This is a genomic window from Lysobacter humi (ex Lee et al. 2017) (assembly GCF_054781815.1).
In genome coordinates this window covers 1-17,050 of the sequence record NZ_BAAGTR010000007.1, presented here as the reverse complement: position 1 = coordinate 17,050, position 17,050 = coordinate 1, and the positions used below count along the sequence as shown (strand labels likewise).

The window sequence follows — 17,050 nt, the reverse complement described above, 5'->3', positions numbered from 1 at the left end:
GTCCCGCTGATGGACCAGGCGCTGCTCGCCTACTGCCGAGCCGGCTTCGAGCCCGAGCTCGCGGCCGAGCTCACCGAGCGCGCGGCCGAGGCCGGCCATTCCGGCTACGCACGCACGCAGCGCGGCGACGGCTACGTCGAGTTCGTCTGCGAGGACGCCACCGCACTCTCGCGCGCCGTCCCATACGACCGGCTCATCTTCGCGCGCCAGAAGCTGGTGCGCGTCGCCGCGCTCTCGGGCCTCGCCGCGCGTGGCGAGGTGCGGCCCGACCGCGTCGGCGCGATCCGCGACGCGCTCGCCGCGCAGTACGGCATGCCGCGCGTGCTGTTCGGCGAGATCCGCGTCGAGCATCCCGACAACGACGACGGCAAGCCGCTCGCCGCACTGGCCCGCGGGCTCGGCAACGCACTGCGCGCCGGCCTGCGCGAGCACGGTTGGCTGAGCTCGACCGACGATCCCTACCGCCCACGCCTGCACGTGCTGCTGACCTCCGGCGATGCCGCGCAGATCGGCATCGCCATCCCCGACGACAGCTCGCCCTGGCCGATGGGCATCCCGCGGCTGCGCGCGAATCCCCAGGCGCCGAGCCGCTCCGCGCTCAAGCTCGAGGAGGCGCTGATCACCCTGATCACGCCCGACGAGCGCGCCGCCTGGTTCCGCGAAGGCATGTGGGGCGCCGACCTCGGTGCGGCGCCCGGCGGCTGGAGCTGGGTGCTGATGCGCGAGGGGCTGCACGTGGTCAGCGTCGACAACGGCCCGCTCGCGCAGCACCTGCTCGACAGCGGCCGCGTCGAGCACCTGCGCGCCGACGGCTTCGTCTGGCATCCCAAGCGCACGCTCGACTGGATGGTCTGCGACATGGTCGAGCAGCCGCGACGCGTCGCCGAACGCATGGGCGTCTGGCTGCGCGAGGGCTGGTGCCGCCACACGATCTTCAACCTCAAGCTGCCGATGAAGAAGCGCTGGGACGAGACGCGCCAATGCCTCGCCCTCTTCGAGCAGCAGGTCGGACGACCGGTGGAATGGCGTGCGCGCCAGCTCTACCACGATCGTGAAGAGATCACGGTGTTCGCGCGCTTACGGCGCTGAGACATCGCTGTCCACGGGCTGACCGGCACTCCGCCGGACGCCGCCGCTTCGACGCACGGTTGATCCGCACGCGCCTACGTTCGGGAAATCCCCTCCGCAGGAAGGCACGATCATGACGACGACCAAGACCACCCTCACCCTCGCGCTGCTCGCGGCGCTCGGCCTGTGCGGCACGGCGACGGCCCAGGGCACGCGTGCGGCTGTCACCGGCGAAGCCGACGCCCGCCAGAGCGAGCAGCGCTCCGACAATGCCGCCAAGGGCCCGGTCCGCCCGGTGCTGAAGGAGAACGCACGCGGGAGCGAAGTCGAGACGGTCCGCGTCGACACCGACGCGCAGGCGGGCACCCAGATCGACACCACCGCCGTGACCGGCAGCACTGCCGCGACGGTCCCCGCCTCCGCGAATGCTTCGGCCAGCGCCGGCATCGCGACATCGGCACCGGGCGCCATGGCCGCGCAGCGCCAGATGAGCGGCGCCGGCCGCTACCACCTCGACACCACGCTGCTCGACGCCGACCGCGATGGCTATCTCACCACCGCGGAGGTCGGGTCGAACCAGACGCTCACGCAGAACTTCGCGACGATCGACACCGACCGCGACAGCCGCCTCGCCGCCACCGAGCTGCGCGCGTGGATCCAGGCCGGTGGGCTTAGCCTCAACCAGCGACCGGAAGGCCGCGATTTCGAACGCGGCGCGCGCACCCGCCGCACGACGCGCTAAGGCGCGGTTGCACGGCGCACCGATGCCCCGCCCCGGCGGGGCATCGTCGTTTCCGGCGCCAAGGAATTGCGGCTGCGGGGCTCGCCGATTGCGGACTACACGGCTGCACGGCACGCGGATATCGCGCAGCAGCGACTACGCCACCATGGTGCCGAGCCTCGCACCGCGTGCTCGCCGAACCGCCAGGGGTCAAGACGCAACCCGGCGGGCAGCGCTACGCCGGTCCGCGAACCACCACTGGTGCGATGCGACATAGGGCGGCCCGGACGACCCACGCGGATCGACCCGGTACGCCGGCGCTACAGCCCGGCCGCTTCCTTCCAGAGCAGGTGCTGCAACGGCGGCATCCGCCCCGCGAGCCCGAGCAGCGGCCCGCGCAGCAGCACGGGCGCCAGCGCATCGTTCGAGAACACGCGGTCGATCGCTTCGAAGGCATACGCGGCGCGCGCGACCGCACTGCGGCGCGCGCGCGACCAGCGCTCCAGGCGCGCACGGCCCGGGTCGCCGGGACCGCGCGCCAGCGGCTGCAGCAGCGCGCGCAGCGTCGTCACGTCGCGCAGGCCCAGGTTCACGCCCTGGCCGGCGAGCGGGTGCACCACATGGGCCGCGTCGCCGATGACGGCGAGCCGTCCCGCCGACTGCGAGCGTGCGAGCTGGCGCCGCAGCGGGAACACGGCGCGTGCCGAGGCGAGCTCGACGGCACCGAGGCGCGCGCCCGAGGCATCCTCGAGCGCGCGCGCGAATGCTTCGGCCTCGAGCTCGCGCAGGCGCGTCGCTTCGTCCATCGGCAGGGTCCACACGATCGAGCTGAGCCCGTCGGCGAACGGCAGGAAGGCGACCGGCCCGGTCGGCAGGAAGCGCTGGTAGCACGCGTTGCCGTGCGCGCGCTGCGTGCGCACGAACGCGACGAGCCCGCCCTGGCCGTAGTCGTGCGCGGGGGCCTCGATGCCGGCAAGCTCGCGCAGCGGCGACTGTCCGCCGTCCGCGGCGACCACCAGGCGCGCGCGCAGGCGCATGCCATCGTCGAGCTGCAGCGCGGCGGCTTCATCGGTCTGCTCGAAGCCGGTGACGCTCGCGGGCGCATGCACGACCACCCCGGCGGCGCCCAGCGCGGCCCAGAGCCGGTCGACGAGCAGCGCGTTCTCGATGATGTGCCCGAGCTCGCGACGCGCGAATCGGTCCGCATCGAAGACGAGCGTTCCGCCGCCGGCCGCGTCCCAGACGTCCATGCGCCGGTACGGAGTCGCGCGGGTCGCCCGCACGCCCGCACCGACGCCGAGGTCGTCGAGCAGCGCCATCGAATCCGGTGCGATTGCGTAGACACGCAGGTCGGGCGTGGTCGCCTGCCAGGGAGCCGGTGTGCGCGCCTCGACCAGCGCGACGTTCCAGCCGTCGCGCGCGAAGGCGAGCGCCGCCGCGGCGCCGACCACGCCGCCGCCGACCACCGCGATGTCGTGGATCTCGCGGCGGCTCATGCGCTGCGGCGTCCGTCGGGCGCGCGACACAGCGCGGGCACGTCGCCGCGATAACCCATCGCGCCACCGACCAGCCAGGCCTGCAGCGACGCCGGGTGGTCGAGGGCGAGCATCGCGATGCTGCGCAGCGGACGCATCAACGGGCCGTCGCGCATGCCGACACGCAGCAGACGGTCGGAGAAGGCGAGCGTGCGCCGGCGGTCCTCCTCGCGCCGCGCGCGGTAGCGGGCGAGCATCGCATCCGCACCGACGTCGCCGTCGGCGCGGGCGACCTCCTCGGCCAGCGTGAGCGCATCACGCAGGCCCAGGTTGAAGCCCTGCGCGCCGAGTGGATGGATCGTCTGCGCCGCATTGCCGACGAGCACCGCACGCGCCGCCGTCGTACGCGCGGCGATGACGCGGCGCGCCGGATAGCGGCTGCGCGGCCCGCAGGCGAGCAGGCGGCCGGTGCGCCAGCCCAGGCGCGGCTGCAGGCGCTCCAGGAACGCGACCTCGTCGAGCGCGGCGACGGCCGTCGCGTCGGCGTGCGCCACGCCGTGCACGAGCCCGTAATGGCGATCCGCGCGCGGCAGCAGCGCGGTGGGGCCGTCGTCCGTCAAGCGCTCGTAGGCCGTGCCGTCGGGCGGCTGCGCGGCACGCATGCGGGCGACCACCAGCTCGTGTCCGTAGTCGCGCGTCTCGGCGGGAATGCCGAGCGCATCGCGTACGCCGCTCGTGGTGCCATCGGCGCCGACCAGGAGCGGCGTGCGCAGCGCAAACGTCGCTCCGTCCTCGCCGACGAGTTCGACAACGCGCACGTCACCGTCGATCCGGGTTTCCGCGAACCGGGCCGGTCGATAGCGCGTGAGCCGCGCCACCTGCGCGAGCCGCGCCTCGAGCGCCTCGCCGAAGTCGCGCGCCACCACCACGCGGCCGAACTCGCTGCGGCCGTAGTTCGCCGCCTCGAGCCGTGCCTGGCCGAAGTCGCCCTCCCGGCTGATGCGGATGCGCCGGATGGGCCCGCCGCCGAGCTGCAGTCGCGCCATCACGCCGAGCGCGTCGAGCGCGTTGACGGTCGCTTCGGCAAAGCTGAGCGAACGCTCGTCGAAGACGGCCGGCATCTCGCCCGGCGGCGTCGCGTCGACGAGCGCGACGTCGAGACCGAGCGGCTCCAGTGCGATCGCCAGGCTGGCGCCGACCAGGCCGCCTCCGACGATCACCACGTCATGCATGCGCACCAGACCGGTTTCCATCCTGCGGATGATACGGCCTGCCCCGCCGGGCTCCGCTAGAATGCGCGGGTCTCGGGCGCCCGCCCGCCCATGTTTCCGGAGTCCCCGATGAGCCCCACCGCCCAGCGCTCCCTGATCCTCGGCCTGCTCGCCGCGCTGATGGTCGCCACGCGCATCAATCACTTCGCGCCGCTGCCGGACGCCTCGTGGGCGGTGTTCCTGATCGGCGGCTTCTACCTGTCGACGTGGACGCGCTGGGCGTTCCCGCTGCTGATGGCGCTCGCGGTCGCGATCGACTACGTCGTGATCACCCGCAGCGGCCAGAGCTTCTGGCAGCACTACTGCGTGTCGCCGGCCTACTGGTGCCTGATCCCGGCGTACTTCTCGATGTGGGCGGGCGGCCTGTGGCTGCAGCGCCGCGGCGTCGGCGTGGACCTGCGCTCGCTCGGCCTGCTCGGCGCGACGGTCGTCGCCTCCACCGTGGTGTGCCAGCTGATCAGCCAGGGCAGCTTCTACTGGATCTCCGACGCCGTCGCGCAGCCGACGCTCGCCGGCTGGTGGGACAACTACGTGACCTGGCTGCTGCCCTACATGGCCACGACGGCGAAGTACGTCGGCGTCGCCGCCGGCCTGCACGTGGCGGCCACGCTGCTCGCCGGCACCCGCAGCCGCGCCGTCGCGCGCTGATGGGCAACCGCCTCTCGAAGATCTACACGCGCACCGGCGACGACGGCTCCACCGGCCTCGGCGACGGCACACGCACTGGCAAGGACTCGCCGCGTGTCGATGCCTACGGCACGGTCGACGAGGCGAATTCCTGCATCGGCCTGGTGCTCGCCACGCCCGGCCTGCCCGAGGACGTCGCCGCGCTGCTCACGTCGATCCAGCACCAGATGTTCGACCTCGGCGGCGAGCTCTGCATTCCGGGGCATGCGGCGATCTTCGACGTCGACATCGAACGCCTCGAGCAGCGGCTCGACGCCTTCAACGAGCCGCTGCCGCCGCTCAAGGACTTCATCCTGCCGGGCGGCGGCGAAGCGGCCGCGCGCTGCCACATCGCGCGCACGGTGGTGCGCCGCGCCGAGCGCGAGTGCGTCGCGCTGTCGCGGATCGAGCCCGTGCGCCCGGAAGCGATCCGCTACCTCAACCGCCTTTCCGACCTGCTGTTCGTCCTGGCCCGGGTGCTTGCGCGGGCGAGCGGGCACGGCGAGGTGCTCTGGAACCACGAGCGTCGCCATGGCTGAGCGCTGCGCTTTGCATACCCCTGCGGCCGCGCACGGCTGACGGGCGGCGCTCCATCCGCAGCGCGTCGACGCACGGCCGCCCTCGCGCCCGCCATCGGCGACAATCCGCCGCATGACCGAAATGCTCCCGCTCCTGCTGCTCACCCACCCCGCCTGCGGCTCGCACGTCCCGCCCCCGGGCCATGCCGAGCGCCCCGAGCGCCTCGCCGCGGTGGTCGACGCCATCCGCGATACCTATCCGGACCTGCCCTGGGACGAGGCGCCGCTGGCCACGCGCGAGCAGCTCGCCCGCGTGCACGACCAGACACTCATCCGGCAGGTGCTCGACACGCCGGTCGCGGCGGGCACGGTCCAGCTCGATCCCGACACGTTCCTCTCCCCCGGCGCCGCCGAGGCCGCGCTGCGCTGCGCGGGCTCCGGTGTCGCCGCGGTCGACACCGTGATGTCCGGCCGGGCGCGCCGCGTCTTCTGCGCGGTGCGCCCGCCGGGCCACCACGCCACGCGCGACACCGCGATGGGCTTCTGCTTCTTCGACTCGATCGCCGTGGCGGCCGCGCATGCGCTCGACGTGCACGGGCTCGAGCGCGTGGCGATCGTCGACTTCGACGTGCACCATGGCAACGGCACGCAGGCGATATTCGAGGACGATCCGCGCGTGGTCTTCTGCAGCTCGCACCAGCTGCCGCTGTATCCGGAGACAGGCCATGCGGACGAGCGCGGCGTCGGCAACATCTTCAATGCACCGCTGCCGCCCGGTACCAGCAGCGAAGGCTTCCGCGCGGCATGGGCGGAGACGCTCCTGCCGGCGATCGAGGCGCATCGCCCGCAGCTGCTCTTCATCTCCGCCGGCTTCGACGCGCACCAGCGCGATCCGCTCGCGCAGCTCGAGCTCGAGGCGGTCGACTACCTCTGGATTACCGGCCAGCTGCGGGACATCGCGCGCCGCCACTGCGAAGGCCGCATCGTCTCGATGCTCGAGGGTGGCTACGACCTGCAGGCGCTCGGCGAGAGTGCCGCCGCGCACGTCGGCGCGCTCGTGGCCGATGGCGCGAGCTGGTAATCGGAACTCCACTGGCGCGGTGACGAACGTCGATCGGGCCCGGCTCGGTATCGCGACAGGGACCGCCGCCGGGACCGGCGGTCAGGCGACCGGCTTGATGTACTTCAGCCACTCGGCCCGGTAGCCCGCCTTCTCGTACAGGCTGCGCGCCGGCACGTTCTCCGGCAGCACGTAGAGCTGGACGAGCGCATGGCCGCGATCGCGCGCCCACCGCTCGGCGGCGTCCATCAGCAGGCGACCGATCCCACGGCCTTCCGCATGCGCCGCGACGACGACATCCGAGACATGCGTGATGCCGGCCTGTGTGTAGTAGTCGCGCACCGTCCGCACGTGGATGAAACCCGCGACCGCGCCGTCGAGTTCGGCGACCAGCACCGCAGCATCGGCCGTCGGCGCCGCGAGTGCCTCGCGAAGCGAGGCGACGTCGGCCTGCTCCACCTGCGCGCGGTCACGGCCCGGCGGCGTCCCGGTCGCCGCGAGGCGCGGCACGAGCGCGAGCACCGCCTCGCGATCGCCGGCCTGCACCGGCCGCACCTGCGGCGCCGTCACGGCGCTCACGCGCGCGCGTCGGCCATGAAGGCCTCGACCTCGTCGGCGCGCCGCACCAGCGCATCGGTGAGCACGCGATGCCCGTCCTTCGTGATCGCCACGTCGTCCTCGATGCGGATGCCGATGCCGCGCCACTTCGGATCGACCGACATGTCGTCGGCGCCGATGTAGAGCCCGGGCTCGACGGTCAGCACCATGCCCGGCTCGAGCAGGCGGGACTCGCCCGCGACGCGGTAGTCGCCGACGTCGTGCACGTCCAGGCCGAGCCAGTGGCCGGTCTTGTGGCGGTAGAAGCGCTTGTAGCTGCCGTCGGCGATCAGCGTCGCCGGCTTGCCCTTGAGCAGGCCGAGCCGCACGAGGCCGTCCGTGAGCACCTGCACGGCGACATCGTGGATGGACGCCCACGGCACGCCCGGGCGCGCCTGGGCGATCGCCGCGGCCTGCGCATCGCAGACGAGGTCGTGCAGGTCGCGCTGCGCCGGCGAGAAGCGGCCGGAGACCGGAAACGTACGCGTGATGTCCGCCGCGTAGCCGCGGAACTCGGCACCGGCATCGATCAGCACGAGCTCGCCGTCGCGCGCGGTCGCGGCGTTCGCGTGGTAGTGCAGCACGCAGGCGTTCGCACCGGCGCCGACGATGCAGCCGTAGGCCGGCACCGCATCGCTACGGCGGAAGACGTATTCGATCTCGGCCTGCAGCTGGTATTCGGTGATGCCGGGCCGGACGGCACGCATCGCCGCCTCGTGCGCGGCGACCGAGATGTCGGCAGCCTTCTGCATGAGCTTCAGCTCGCCGGCGTCCTTGAACAGGCGCATCTCGTCGAGCAGGTGGCCGAGCTCGAGGAACTCGTGAGGCGGCTGCGCGCCCGTGCGCACCTGCGCGCGCACGCGGTTGAGCCAGCCGATCAGCTTGAGGTCGAACTCGGCGTCGCGGCCGAAGTGGTAGTAGACGCGCGACCGCCCCTCGAGCATGCCGGGCAGGATGTCGTCGAGGTCGGTGATCGGGTAGGCATCGTCCAGCCCGAAGGCCTCGACCGCGCCTTCCGGGCCATGGCGCGGACCGTCCCAGCCCTCGCGCTCGGGATCGCGCTCGCGGCAGAACAGGATGGTCTCGCCGTGCCGGCGCCCCGGAATGAGCACGAGGACGGCGTCCGGCTCCGGGAAGCCGGTCAGATAAAGCAGGTCGGAGTCCTGCCGATACGGGAAGTGGGTGTCCCGGCTCCGCACGTGCTCGCGAGCGGCCGGGACGATCACGATCGCGTCCTCGCCGGCCATGCGCATGAGCTGCCGGCGGCGGCGCGGATACGGCGTGGAGCGGGGCTTTTGCATCGGGGGCGGGCGCGCGGCGTGGGGATCTCGGGGCGATCGTGGCAGGTCGGGCGGCGGCGCGATGCAGCGCGGCCGTCGGCGTGCGCGTCAGTTCAGGCGACGCCGGTGCTCGGCGGCGAGCACGCAGTCACCATGCAGCAGCAGCGCCGCGACACGGACGAATTCCTCGATCTCCACCAGCGCTTCCTCGTCCTCCTCGTCGCCTTCGTCCTGCGGCTCCGCCGAGGCGAGCTTGGCGAGGTCCGCAAGCGCCTCGCGGCTCTCGCCCGAGAGGTGTTCGGCGCGACCCGCGGCCAGGCCGAACGCGCCGACGAAGCCGCGGCACCAGTCGAACAGCGCGCCGCTGCGGTCGACGAGCGGGGCGTCGGCGTCGGGCAGGAGGAGCTCGAACTCGAAGCTGCGGTCGGCGAGCTGCGCAGCGGTGGCGGCGCGCAGGCGGTCGAGCGGGCCGCCCGGCGCCGGCGCGGGCAGCGCGGGGTCGGCCATGACCGGCGCGAGCCAGGCCGGCGCATCGCTGCCGCCACCGGCGAGCCAGCCGCAGAGCGCGCCGTGCAGCTCGTGCACGCTCGTCGCCAGGCCGAGCTGCCGTGCCTCGGCGTCCAGCGCGTCGACGGACGGGAAATCGAGTTCGGACACCGGTGCGCACCCTGCGGAAAACGGGTGGGCAGTGTAGCAATGCAGCGGTTTGCGGCCCCTCGCGGGCCACGCCTACACTGCGTGATGCCTCCCTCGGCCGCAGGTTCCGTGCGCGCCCCGTCCGTCGTCCGTGCGCTGCGGGTCCTTCCCGCGCTCGTGCTGCTTTCGCTGGCGCTCGCCGCACCGGCGATCGCGGCCACGCGCGAGTTCTACTTCGAGCCGCTGGGCAGCGATCGCGGCCTCGCGCAGAGCACGGTCGGCGCCCTCGCGCAGGACACGCGCGGCATCGTCTGGGTCGGCACGCAGGGCGGCCTGCACCGCTTCGATGGCCAGCGTTACCGCGTGATCCGCCACGACCCGCGCGACCCGCGCAGCCTGCCCGACAACTTCGTCACCGCGCTCGCCGTCGACGGCGAGGCGCTGTGGGTCGGCACGTATTCGCAGTACGTGGCGAAGCTCGACCTGCACACCGGCGCGATCCGTCGCCACGGCGCATCGGCGCCCGACCGTCGCCCGGATCGGCAGGTACTCGCGCTGCTCGCCGAGCGCGACGCGGTGTGGGTCGGCACCGTCGCCGGGCTCGACCGCCTCGATCCCGCCACGGGCAAGCGCCAGCGCGTGCTCGACCTGCAACGCCCGCATCGGACCGGCGCGCCGCCGCAGCGCCTGCTGCGCGACCGCCGCGGCCGCCTCTGGTTCGCGACCGGCGAGGGCCTGTTCCAGGTCGGCGCCGGCGGCCCCCGCCGGATCGGCGACGACCGCGCCGCCCACACCGTCCTCGAGGACCGCGCGGGGCAGCTCTGGATCGGCGCGGAGTCGGGCCTCGAACGCCTCGACGGGGGCCGCCGGGTACCCGTCTGGTCCAATGGCCCCGGCGCGCCCACGCAGGTCCGCGCCCTCGCCGAAGCCCCGGACGGGCGGCTGTGGCTGTCGGTATTTCCCGATGGTCTGCGCCGCTATGCGTCGTCCGGCGGTGCCGTAGACGTCGTCCGCGAGGATCGCGCCCTGCCGGGCAGCCTGCCCGAGAACTCCATCAACGCACTGCTGGTCGACCGCGGCGGAATCCTCTGGACCGGCGGGCAGTACCGCGGCGCGGCGGTCGCGGATCCGCGCGGCAGCCGGTTTCCGCTGATCACCGGCACGGCCGCGGCGGTCGGCGGCGCGGCAGCCGACGACAGCATCCGCGCCGTGACGGGTACGCCCGGGGCGCTGTGGCTCGCGACCGACGGCGACCGCCTGCTGCGCTACGACCTCGCCACCGGCCGATTCGAGTCGATGCCGGCCCTCGGGCGCGTCGCCGGGTTCGAGCGTGCACCGGGCGGACGACTGTGGCTTGCGACGGCGACCGGGCTCGTCGAGCTCGACCCCGCCACGAGCGCGCTTCGCCGCCCGCCCGGGACTTGGCCGGTACTGCGCGCGATCGCAGGCGATGCGCGCGGCGACCTCTGGCTGGGCACCTCCGGCGCCGGCGGCCTGCGCTATTCGCCCCGCGATGGCCGCATCACCCCGTACCCGGCTGGCCCTCAGGGGTTATCGCATCCCAATGTGCATGCCGTGCTCGCGGACCGCCGCGGCCGCGTCTGGTTCGGCACCGGCGACGGCCTCGACCTGCTCGAGCCGCGCAGCGGTCGCCTGCGGCATTTCCGCCAGGTCGTCGACCAGCCCGATTCGCTGCCGAGCAACGTCGTGCGCGCCGTCTTCGAGGACGCGCGCGGCCGCGTCTGGGTCGGTACCCACGCCGGCCTGAGCGAAGTCATCGAGGACCCCCGGGGCGGCATCACCTTCCGCCATCCGCTCGACGCCGCCCTGCCCGAGCACCGCGCACTCACCATCTTCTCGCTGCGCGAAGGCCCGCGGGGCACGCTCTGGGCGGGCACCGACGCGGGCCTACTGCGCTACCGCCCCGAGCCGGCGCAGGCGCGCCTGTTCGGCGTCGGCGATGGCCTGCAGGACCTCGAATTCAATGGCGGGGCCGCCGGGGTCCTCGACGACGGCCGGCTCGCCTTCGGTGGCGTGCGCGGGCTCAACCTCGTCGACCCCGCTCGCGCCGCGGACGACGCCTTCGCCGGCCCGCTCGCGCTGCTGTCGGTCCGTATCGACGGTCAGGCGCCGCGTGATGCATGGGGCGTCGACCGGCTCGACCTGCCCGCCGGCTCGGAGCTGCTGCGGCTGCAGATCGGCATGCTCGACTTCGCGCCGGCCCTGCGCCCGCGCTACCGCTACCGGCTCGACGGCTTCGACGACGCCTGGATCGACAACGGCCCGCAGGGCGAGATCACCTACACCCACCTGCCGCCGGGGCGCTACGTGCTGCGCGCGCAGGGCACTGATCGCAGCGGCGCCTGGTCGCCCCGCGAGCTGCGCCTCGCGGTCAATGTGGCCACGCCGCTGTGGCGCCATCCGATCGTGCTGATCCTGCTCGCCGCACTGCTGCTCGGCCCGGCGGCGATGGCGGTCTGGCAGGCGGTGCAGCGTCGGCGGCGCGAGCGCGAGCACCTGCGCGTGCTGCATGAGCGCGAGGAGCGCCTGAAGCTCGCGCTCTGGGCCTCGGGCGAACAGTTCTGGGACTACGACCTTGTGCGCGGAATCCTGCAGCGCACGCAGACCAGCGACCCGACCTCCGCCGAGCCCGAGCTCGGCATCGTCGAGGCGTCCGAGAGCGACCACCGCATCCACCCGGACGACATCGAGCGCGTGCGCGAGCAGCTGCGGCGCTATCTGCGCGGCGAGGCCCCGCAATTCGAGTCGCAGCATCGCATCGTCGGCCCCGATGGCGGCTGGCTGTGGGTGCGCGCGCGCGGACGCGTCGTCGAGCGTGGCCCCGACGGCCGCGCGCTGCGGCTCGCCGGCACCGCACGCGACATCACCGCCACGCGCCGCGCCGAGCGCGACCGGCGCGTCGCCAGCGAAGTGCTGCGCAGCATGGCCGAGGCGGTCGCCGTGTTCGACGACGACTTCCGCTTCGTCTCGGTGAACCCCGCGTTCACCCGCATGACGGGCTACGTCGAGCAGGAAGTGGTCGGGCAGTCGACGTCGCTGATCGACAGCCGCCAGCACGACGAGGGCGTCTACCGCCACATGCGCGACGACCTGCGCAAGGCGGGCCGGTGGTCCGGCGAGCTCTGGCAACGCCGCAAGGACGGCAGCGAATTCCTGTGCTGGCTGCAGGCGAGCGTCGTGCTCGACAGCGCGGGCCAGCGCGGCAACTGGGTCGCCGTGCTGTCGGACATCACCGACCAGAAGCGCGCCGAGCAGGAGCTGCGCTACCTCGCGAACTACGACACGCTCACCGGCCTGCCCAACCGCACGCTGCTCGGCGAGCGCCTGTCGCGCGCGATCCTGCGCGCACGGCGGCAGGACACGCGCCTGGGCCTGCTGTTCCTCGACCTCGACCGCTTCAAGGACATCAACGATTCGCTAGGCCATGCGGCGGGCGATGCGATCCTGCGCGCGACGGCCGCGCGACTGCAGCACACCGTCGGCGGCCAGCACACCGTCGCGCGCCTCGGCGGCGACGAGTTCACGATCGTTCTCGAGCACTTGGAGAGCATCGAGGAAGCCGAGGACGTCGCGCGCCAACTCCTCGCCGCGTTCCAGGCGCCGCTCGACGCCGGCGAGCTGCGGGACGTCATCGTCACGCCGTCGATCGGCATCGCGGTCTTCCCCGACCATGCGCAGACGCCTTCCGACCTGCTCAAGCATGCCGACACCGCGATGTACCAGGCCAAGGCCGTCGGCCGCCGCACGTACATGCGATATGCCGGTTCGATGGACGCCGAGATCCGCCGCCGCGCGACGCTCTCCGCCGCGCTGCGCAAGGTGCTCGATCGCCAGGAGCTGAGCCTGGTCTACCAGCCGAAGATGGCGGTCGCCGACGGCCGCATGATCGGCGTCGAGGCGCTGCTGCGCTGGAATTCGAGCGAGTTCGGCCCGGTCTCGCCCGCGCAGTTCATCCCGCTCGCGGAGGAATCGGGCCTCATCCTCGAGATCGGCGAATGGGCGCTGCGGCAGGCCTGCAGCCAGCTCAAGGCCTGGCGCGACGGCGGGCTGGACATCGGTATCGCCGTCAATGTCTCCGCGCTGCAGCTGCTTCGCGGCAACCTGCCCGAAGTGATCGAGCAGACGCTGCACGCCACCGGGTTGCCGGCGCATTGCCTCGAGATCGAGCTCACCGAGAGCGTGGTGATGGCCGAGGCGACGTGGTCGGCGCTGCATGCGATCCGCTCGCTCGGCGTGCAGACCGCGATCGACGATTTCGGCACCGGCTATTCCTCGCTCGCCTACCTCAAGCGCCTGCCGATCAACACGCTCAAGATCGACAAGGAATTCATCGGCGACCTCACGCGCGATCCCGACGACGAGGCGATCACCAGCGCGGTCATCGCAATGGGCCATTCGCTCGGCCTGCAGGTCGTCGCGGAGGGCGTCGAGACGGCGGACCAGCTCGAGTTCCTGCGCCGCCACGGCTGCGACGTGATCCAGGGCTACTGGCTCGCGCGACCGATGCCGCCCGAGGCCTGCGAGGCCTTCCTGCGTGAGCGCACGCCTGTTCGCGACGTCGCCGACGAAGCGCCTTGACCCGCCCCGCGGCACTGCTATCGTGCCCGCATGGAACGTGCTCCTGCTCCGTCGCTCGAACAGCTGCATCTTCTCGCCCAGCGCATCGAGGCGCTCGCCGCGCGCATGCACCGGCTGCAGGACGAGAACCGCGGGCTGCGGCAGCAGCAGCAGGAGTGGCTCGTGGAGCGCGCGTCGCTGCTGGCGAAGAACGAGCAGGCTCGCGTGCGCGTCGAGGCGATGATCGCGCGGCTGAAGTCGCTCGAGCAGCACACCTGAGCCGCACGATGCCGATGTCCCGCAGTACGACGGAGTCCGCGACCATGAGTACCACCGAGCCCGTCAACGTGCGCCTGCTCGACCGCGAATACACGGTCGGCTGCACGCCGGAGCAGCGCGACGGGCTCCTCGCCGCGGCGCGCATGCTCAACGGTCGCATGCTCGAGATCCGCGGCGCCAACCGCATGGCGGCCGTCGATCGCATCGCCGTGCTCGCCGCACTGAACCTCGCGCATGAGCTGCTCCAGCTCAAGGGCGAGGGCAGCCGCGAGGACGAGATCGCGCATTCGCTCGGTCGACTGAATGCGCGCCTCGACGAACTGCTCGACCCGCCCGGGCGCTGACGGCCGTCATGAATCCGCGCCCAGCGACGGCCGCAGTCACGCGGTCGCGAACACGGCGGCGCGCTATACTGCGTCCACGTCCTCTGCTGTGTCCGACGGCGTGTGCAAACATTCGCCTTGGCCCTTAAAAACGACACCGGGAACGTGACCGCAGCCTGGAGTGCATGCCCGCCCGCGAGCGGGACGCCCGAAGGCCGCCGAGCGTTCCCACTTGAACCTCGGGTTCAAGGTCGTTTCGCATGCATCGGCATGGTGGAGGACGACTTCTTCTGCGCGCATCACGGCCTCCCGCCGAGCCGGGACCTGCGCCCGTGATGGCATCGGCTCTCGATCTCGACGCGCTGCGTCGTGACCTGCGCGCGCGGCGCGCGGCGCTCTCGCCTGCATTCCGCCTCGCCGCGGCTGAACAGGTCGGTGCGCGGCTCCGCGCGTCGCCGCTCATGCCGTCGCATGGCTGCGTCGCGGGATACTGGGCCGTCGGCGGCGAGATCGCGCTGCATGCCTGGCAGAGCCGCCTGCCTGCAGAGATCACCTACTGCCTTCCCGTACTCGCCGAGGACGGACGCCTGCGCTTCGCGCCTTGGCGACCCGGCGAGCCGCTGGTGACCAACCGGTTCGGCATTCCGGAACCGGACGTTCCCCAAAACGCGTGCGTCGAGGCCGATGACCTCGCGCTTGCCGTTGTCCCGCTGGTCGGCTTCGATGCCAACTGCAATCGCCTGGGCATGGGCGGTGGGTGGTACGACCGCACGTTCGCGCGACGCCGCGGCGGCGACCCGCCGCGGCTAGTCGGTGCGGCGTACGACCTGCAACGCGTCGAGGCCTTGAGCCCCGCCGCCTGGGACGTCCCGCTCGATGCCGTCTGCACTGAATCCACCACCTATTCGATCGCATGAGTCCACGCCGCCGCTACTGGCTGATGAAGTCCGAGCCCGATTGCTTCTCGATCGACGATCTCGAGCGCGTGGGCACCGAGCCCTGGACCGGCGTGCGCAACTACCAGGCACGCAATTTCATGCGCAATGCGATGCGGCGCGGCGACGGCGTGCTGTTCTACCACTCCAACTGCAGCCCGCCGGGGATCGCGGGCGTGGCCACGGTCGCGAGCGACGCGTATCCCGACCCGACGCAGTTCGATCGCGACTCCCCCTACTTCGATCCGAAGGCGACGCAGGAGGAACCGCGCTGGTTCCTCGTCGACGTCGCCTTCGAGCGCCGCATGAGTCGGCTGATTCCGCTCGAGGAGATCCGCGCACGCGCCGACGATCTCGGGGAGGAGTTCGCGCTGATCCGTCGCGGCAGCCGCCTGTCCGTCCTGCCGGTCGACACCGCGCAGTGGAACCTCCTCCTCTCCCTCGAGTGATCCCGATGACCGACGCCAAGCGACTCGCCGCCGAAAAAGCCATGGAGTTCGTCGAGGACGACATGATCGTCGGCGTCGGCACCGGGTCGACCGTCGCCTACTTCATCGATGCCCTCGGCCGCGAGCCGCGACGGATCCGCGGCGCGGTCTCGAGCTCGGAGCAGAGCACGGCCCGCCTGCGGCAGTACGGCATCGACGTCATCGACCTCAACAGCGCGGGACCGTTGTCGCTCTATGTCGACGGCGCCGACGAATGCAACGGCGCGCGACACCTGATCAAGGGCGGCGGCGCAGCGCTCACGCGCGAGAAGATCATCGCCGAGGCGAGCGACCGCTTCGTCTGCATCATCGACCCGTCGAAGCAGGTCGACGTCCTCGGCCGCTTTCCGCTACCTGTCGAAGTCATCCCTATGGCGCGAAGCCTCGTGGCCCGCCGGATCCTCGAGACCACCGGCGGACAGCCCGTGTGGCGGATGGACGCGCAGGAACGCGGAGTCGTCACCGACAACGGCAATGCCATCCTCGACATCCATGGCGTAGCGATCACGGATCCCGTCGCCTTGGAGACACAGCTCAACCAGATCCCCGGCGTCGTGAGCGTCGGGCTCTTCGCGCGGCGGCGGGCGGATGTGGTGATCGTGGGCGGCGAGCCACCCCGGATCCTTTAAGGGCGAGACGCGCGACGACGCCCCCTAGGCGCGCGCTGTGGGGCAGGCCTAAGGAGCAAGCGCGGTGTAGGACACGCGAAGTTGTCGGGCGCGATCACGGCTACACCAAGCGCCGCCGACGAGCTCGCGACGTTCGCACGTCGGGACCTGAAATAGTGTTGCCATTCGTGCTGCGCGTACATGCCAGTCTGACCGTTAGGGCCAAGACACCGACGTAGCAATGTCGAGGCGACGCAGCCGACCCAGAAATCGACGCGTCAACTCGACAAATGACCGCGACCAGCGACGTTGCCCGGCGGACCATGCCCAACGCTAATCGCGTCGGCGGTCTTACGACCGGCGCCCAGTCATACCGCGTTTCAGCCGCGTTGCTGCAGGCCAATTGCGCCCATAAGCCCCGGCCCACTCGCACCCTGTTTCCGCCCCCCAAAAGGACGACCCCCACCCGTTTTCACGGATGGGGGTCGTGGGGTAAAGACCCTGGCGATGACCTACTCTCGCATGGCTTGAGCCACACTACCATCGG

The 17,050-nt window shown here is 72.1% G+C and carries 16 protein-coding genes and 1 other RNA gene; 12 read left to right on the top strand and 5 right to left on the bottom strand.

Annotated features, from left to right (window positions below):
* The first annotated feature begins 9 nt into the window (after positions 1-9).
* Together rlmM and ACYVJJ_RS06075 are read left to right on the top strand one after the other, a co-directional pair.
* The gene (gene rlmM / locus ACYVJJ_RS06080) at positions 10-1,089 is read left to right on the top strand and encodes a 23S rRNA (cytidine(2498)-2'-O)-methyltransferase RlmM (protein ID WP_460831976.1); all 1,080 of its coding nucleotides are present in this window, start codon (positions 10-12) and stop codon (positions 1,087-1,089) included.
* Between the two features lie 112 nt (positions 1,090-1,201).
* Positions 1,202-1,810 (top strand): hypothetical protein, encoded by a 609-nt coding sequence (locus ACYVJJ_RS06075; protein ID WP_460831974.1) that lies wholly within the window; start codon positions 1,202-1,204, stop codon positions 1,808-1,810.
* A gap of 299 nt (positions 1,811-2,109) precedes the next feature.
* On the opposite strand, the gene ACYVJJ_RS06070 is transcribed toward ACYVJJ_RS06075, so the two are convergent.
* Both ACYVJJ_RS06070 and ubiH read right to left on the bottom strand, forming a co-directional pair.
* Positions 2,110-3,285, bottom strand: a complete 1,176-nt coding sequence (locus ACYVJJ_RS06070; RefSeq protein ID WP_460831973.1) for an FAD-dependent oxidoreductase — start codon at positions 3,283-3,285, stop codon at positions 2,110-2,112.
* Positions 3,282-4,517: a 2-octaprenyl-6-methoxyphenyl hydroxylase gene (gene ubiH / locus ACYVJJ_RS06065; protein ID WP_460831971.1), complete on the bottom strand. Its 1,236-nt coding sequence runs from the start codon at positions 4,515-4,517 to the stop codon at positions 3,282-3,284. Before ubiH ends, ACYVJJ_RS06070 begins: the two co-directional genes overlap by 4 nt.
* Before the next feature lie 87 nt (positions 4,518-4,604).
* On the opposite strand from ubiH, the gene ACYVJJ_RS06060 reads away from it, so the two are divergent.
* The 3 genes from ACYVJJ_RS06060 (at position 4,605) to ACYVJJ_RS06050 (ending at position 6,800) form a co-directional block, all read left to right on the top strand.
* Positions 4,605-5,183 carry a hypothetical protein gene (locus tag ACYVJJ_RS06060; RefSeq protein ID WP_460831970.1) on the top strand — a complete coding sequence of 193 codons (579 nt, stop codon included), beginning with the start codon at positions 4,605-4,607 and terminating at the stop codon, positions 5,181-5,183.
* Positions 5,183-5,740 carry a cob(I)yrinic acid a,c-diamide adenosyltransferase gene (locus ACYVJJ_RS06055; protein ID WP_460831969.1) on the top strand — a complete coding sequence of 186 codons (558 nt, stop codon included), beginning with the start codon at positions 5,183-5,185 and terminating at the stop codon, positions 5,738-5,740. The genes ACYVJJ_RS06060 and ACYVJJ_RS06055 overlap by 1 nt, the downstream gene beginning before the upstream one ends.
* 121 nt (positions 5,741-5,861) lie before the next feature.
* Positions 5,862-6,800, top strand: a complete 939-nt coding sequence (locus ACYVJJ_RS06050; protein WP_460832060.1) for a histone deacetylase family protein — start codon at positions 5,862-5,864, stop codon at positions 6,798-6,800.
* Positions 6,801-6,881: 81 nt separating this feature from the next.
* On the opposite strand, the gene ACYVJJ_RS06045 is transcribed toward ACYVJJ_RS06050, so the two are convergent.
* The 3 genes from ACYVJJ_RS06045 to ACYVJJ_RS06035 all read right to left on the bottom strand — a co-directional run bounded on the left by ACYVJJ_RS06045 (position 6,882) and on the right by ACYVJJ_RS06035 (position 9,313).
* Positions 6,882-7,358, bottom strand: coding sequence for a GNAT family N-acetyltransferase (locus tag ACYVJJ_RS06045; RefSeq protein ID WP_460831967.1), 477 nt, complete (start codon positions 7,356-7,358; stop codon positions 6,882-6,884).
* Positions 7,355-8,677 carry an aminopeptidase P N-terminal domain-containing protein gene (locus tag ACYVJJ_RS06040; RefSeq protein ID WP_460831965.1) on the bottom strand — a complete coding sequence of 441 codons (1,323 nt, stop codon included), beginning with the start codon at positions 8,675-8,677 and terminating at the stop codon, positions 7,355-7,357. Before ACYVJJ_RS06040 ends, ACYVJJ_RS06045 begins: the two co-directional genes overlap by 4 nt.
* An 87-nt stretch (positions 8,678-8,764) precedes the next feature.
* Positions 8,765-9,313 (bottom strand): UPF0149 family protein, encoded by a 549-nt coding sequence (locus ACYVJJ_RS06035; protein WP_460831963.1) that lies wholly within the window; start codon positions 9,311-9,313, stop codon positions 8,765-8,767.
* Positions 9,314-9,421: 108 nt separating this feature from the next.
* On the opposite strand from ACYVJJ_RS06035, the gene ACYVJJ_RS06030 reads away from it, so the two are divergent.
* From ACYVJJ_RS06030 to rpiA, 7 genes are all read left to right on the top strand, one after another.
* A complete protein-coding gene (locus tag ACYVJJ_RS06030; protein WP_460831961.1) occupies positions 9,422-13,891 on the top strand; it encodes an EAL domain-containing protein in 4,470 nt (1,489 codons plus the stop codon).
* Between the two features lie 30 nt (positions 13,892-13,921).
* On the top strand, positions 13,922-14,149 hold the full coding sequence (locus ACYVJJ_RS06025) for a TIGR02449 family protein (protein ID WP_460831959.1): 228 nt from the start codon (positions 13,922-13,924) through the stop codon (positions 14,147-14,149).
* 44 nt (positions 14,150-14,193) lie between these two features.
* Complete coding sequence (locus tag ACYVJJ_RS06020; RefSeq protein ID WP_460831957.1) at positions 14,194-14,493, top strand: cell division protein ZapA; 300 nt, start codon at positions 14,194-14,196, stop codon at positions 14,491-14,493.
* A 77-nt stretch (positions 14,494-14,570) separates the two neighbouring features.
* Positions 14,571-14,756, top strand: a non-coding RNA gene (gene ssrS, locus ACYVJJ_RS06015) — 6S RNA.
* 51 nt (positions 14,757-14,807) lie between these two features.
* Positions 14,808-15,389 carry a 5-formyltetrahydrofolate cyclo-ligase gene (locus ACYVJJ_RS06010; protein ID WP_460832059.1) on the top strand — a complete coding sequence of 194 codons (582 nt, stop codon included), beginning with the start codon at positions 14,808-14,810 and terminating at the stop codon, positions 15,387-15,389.
* Complete coding sequence (locus ACYVJJ_RS06005) at positions 15,386-15,856, top strand: EVE domain-containing protein (RefSeq protein ID WP_460831956.1); 471 nt, start codon at positions 15,386-15,388, stop codon at positions 15,854-15,856. Before ACYVJJ_RS06010 ends, ACYVJJ_RS06005 begins: the two co-directional genes overlap by 4 nt.
* Before the next feature lie 5 nt (positions 15,857-15,861).
* Complete coding sequence (rpiA, locus tag ACYVJJ_RS06000) at positions 15,862-16,524, top strand: ribose-5-phosphate isomerase RpiA (protein WP_460831954.1); 663 nt, start codon at positions 15,862-15,864, stop codon at positions 16,522-16,524.
* Positions 16,525-17,050: the final 526 nt, after the last annotated feature.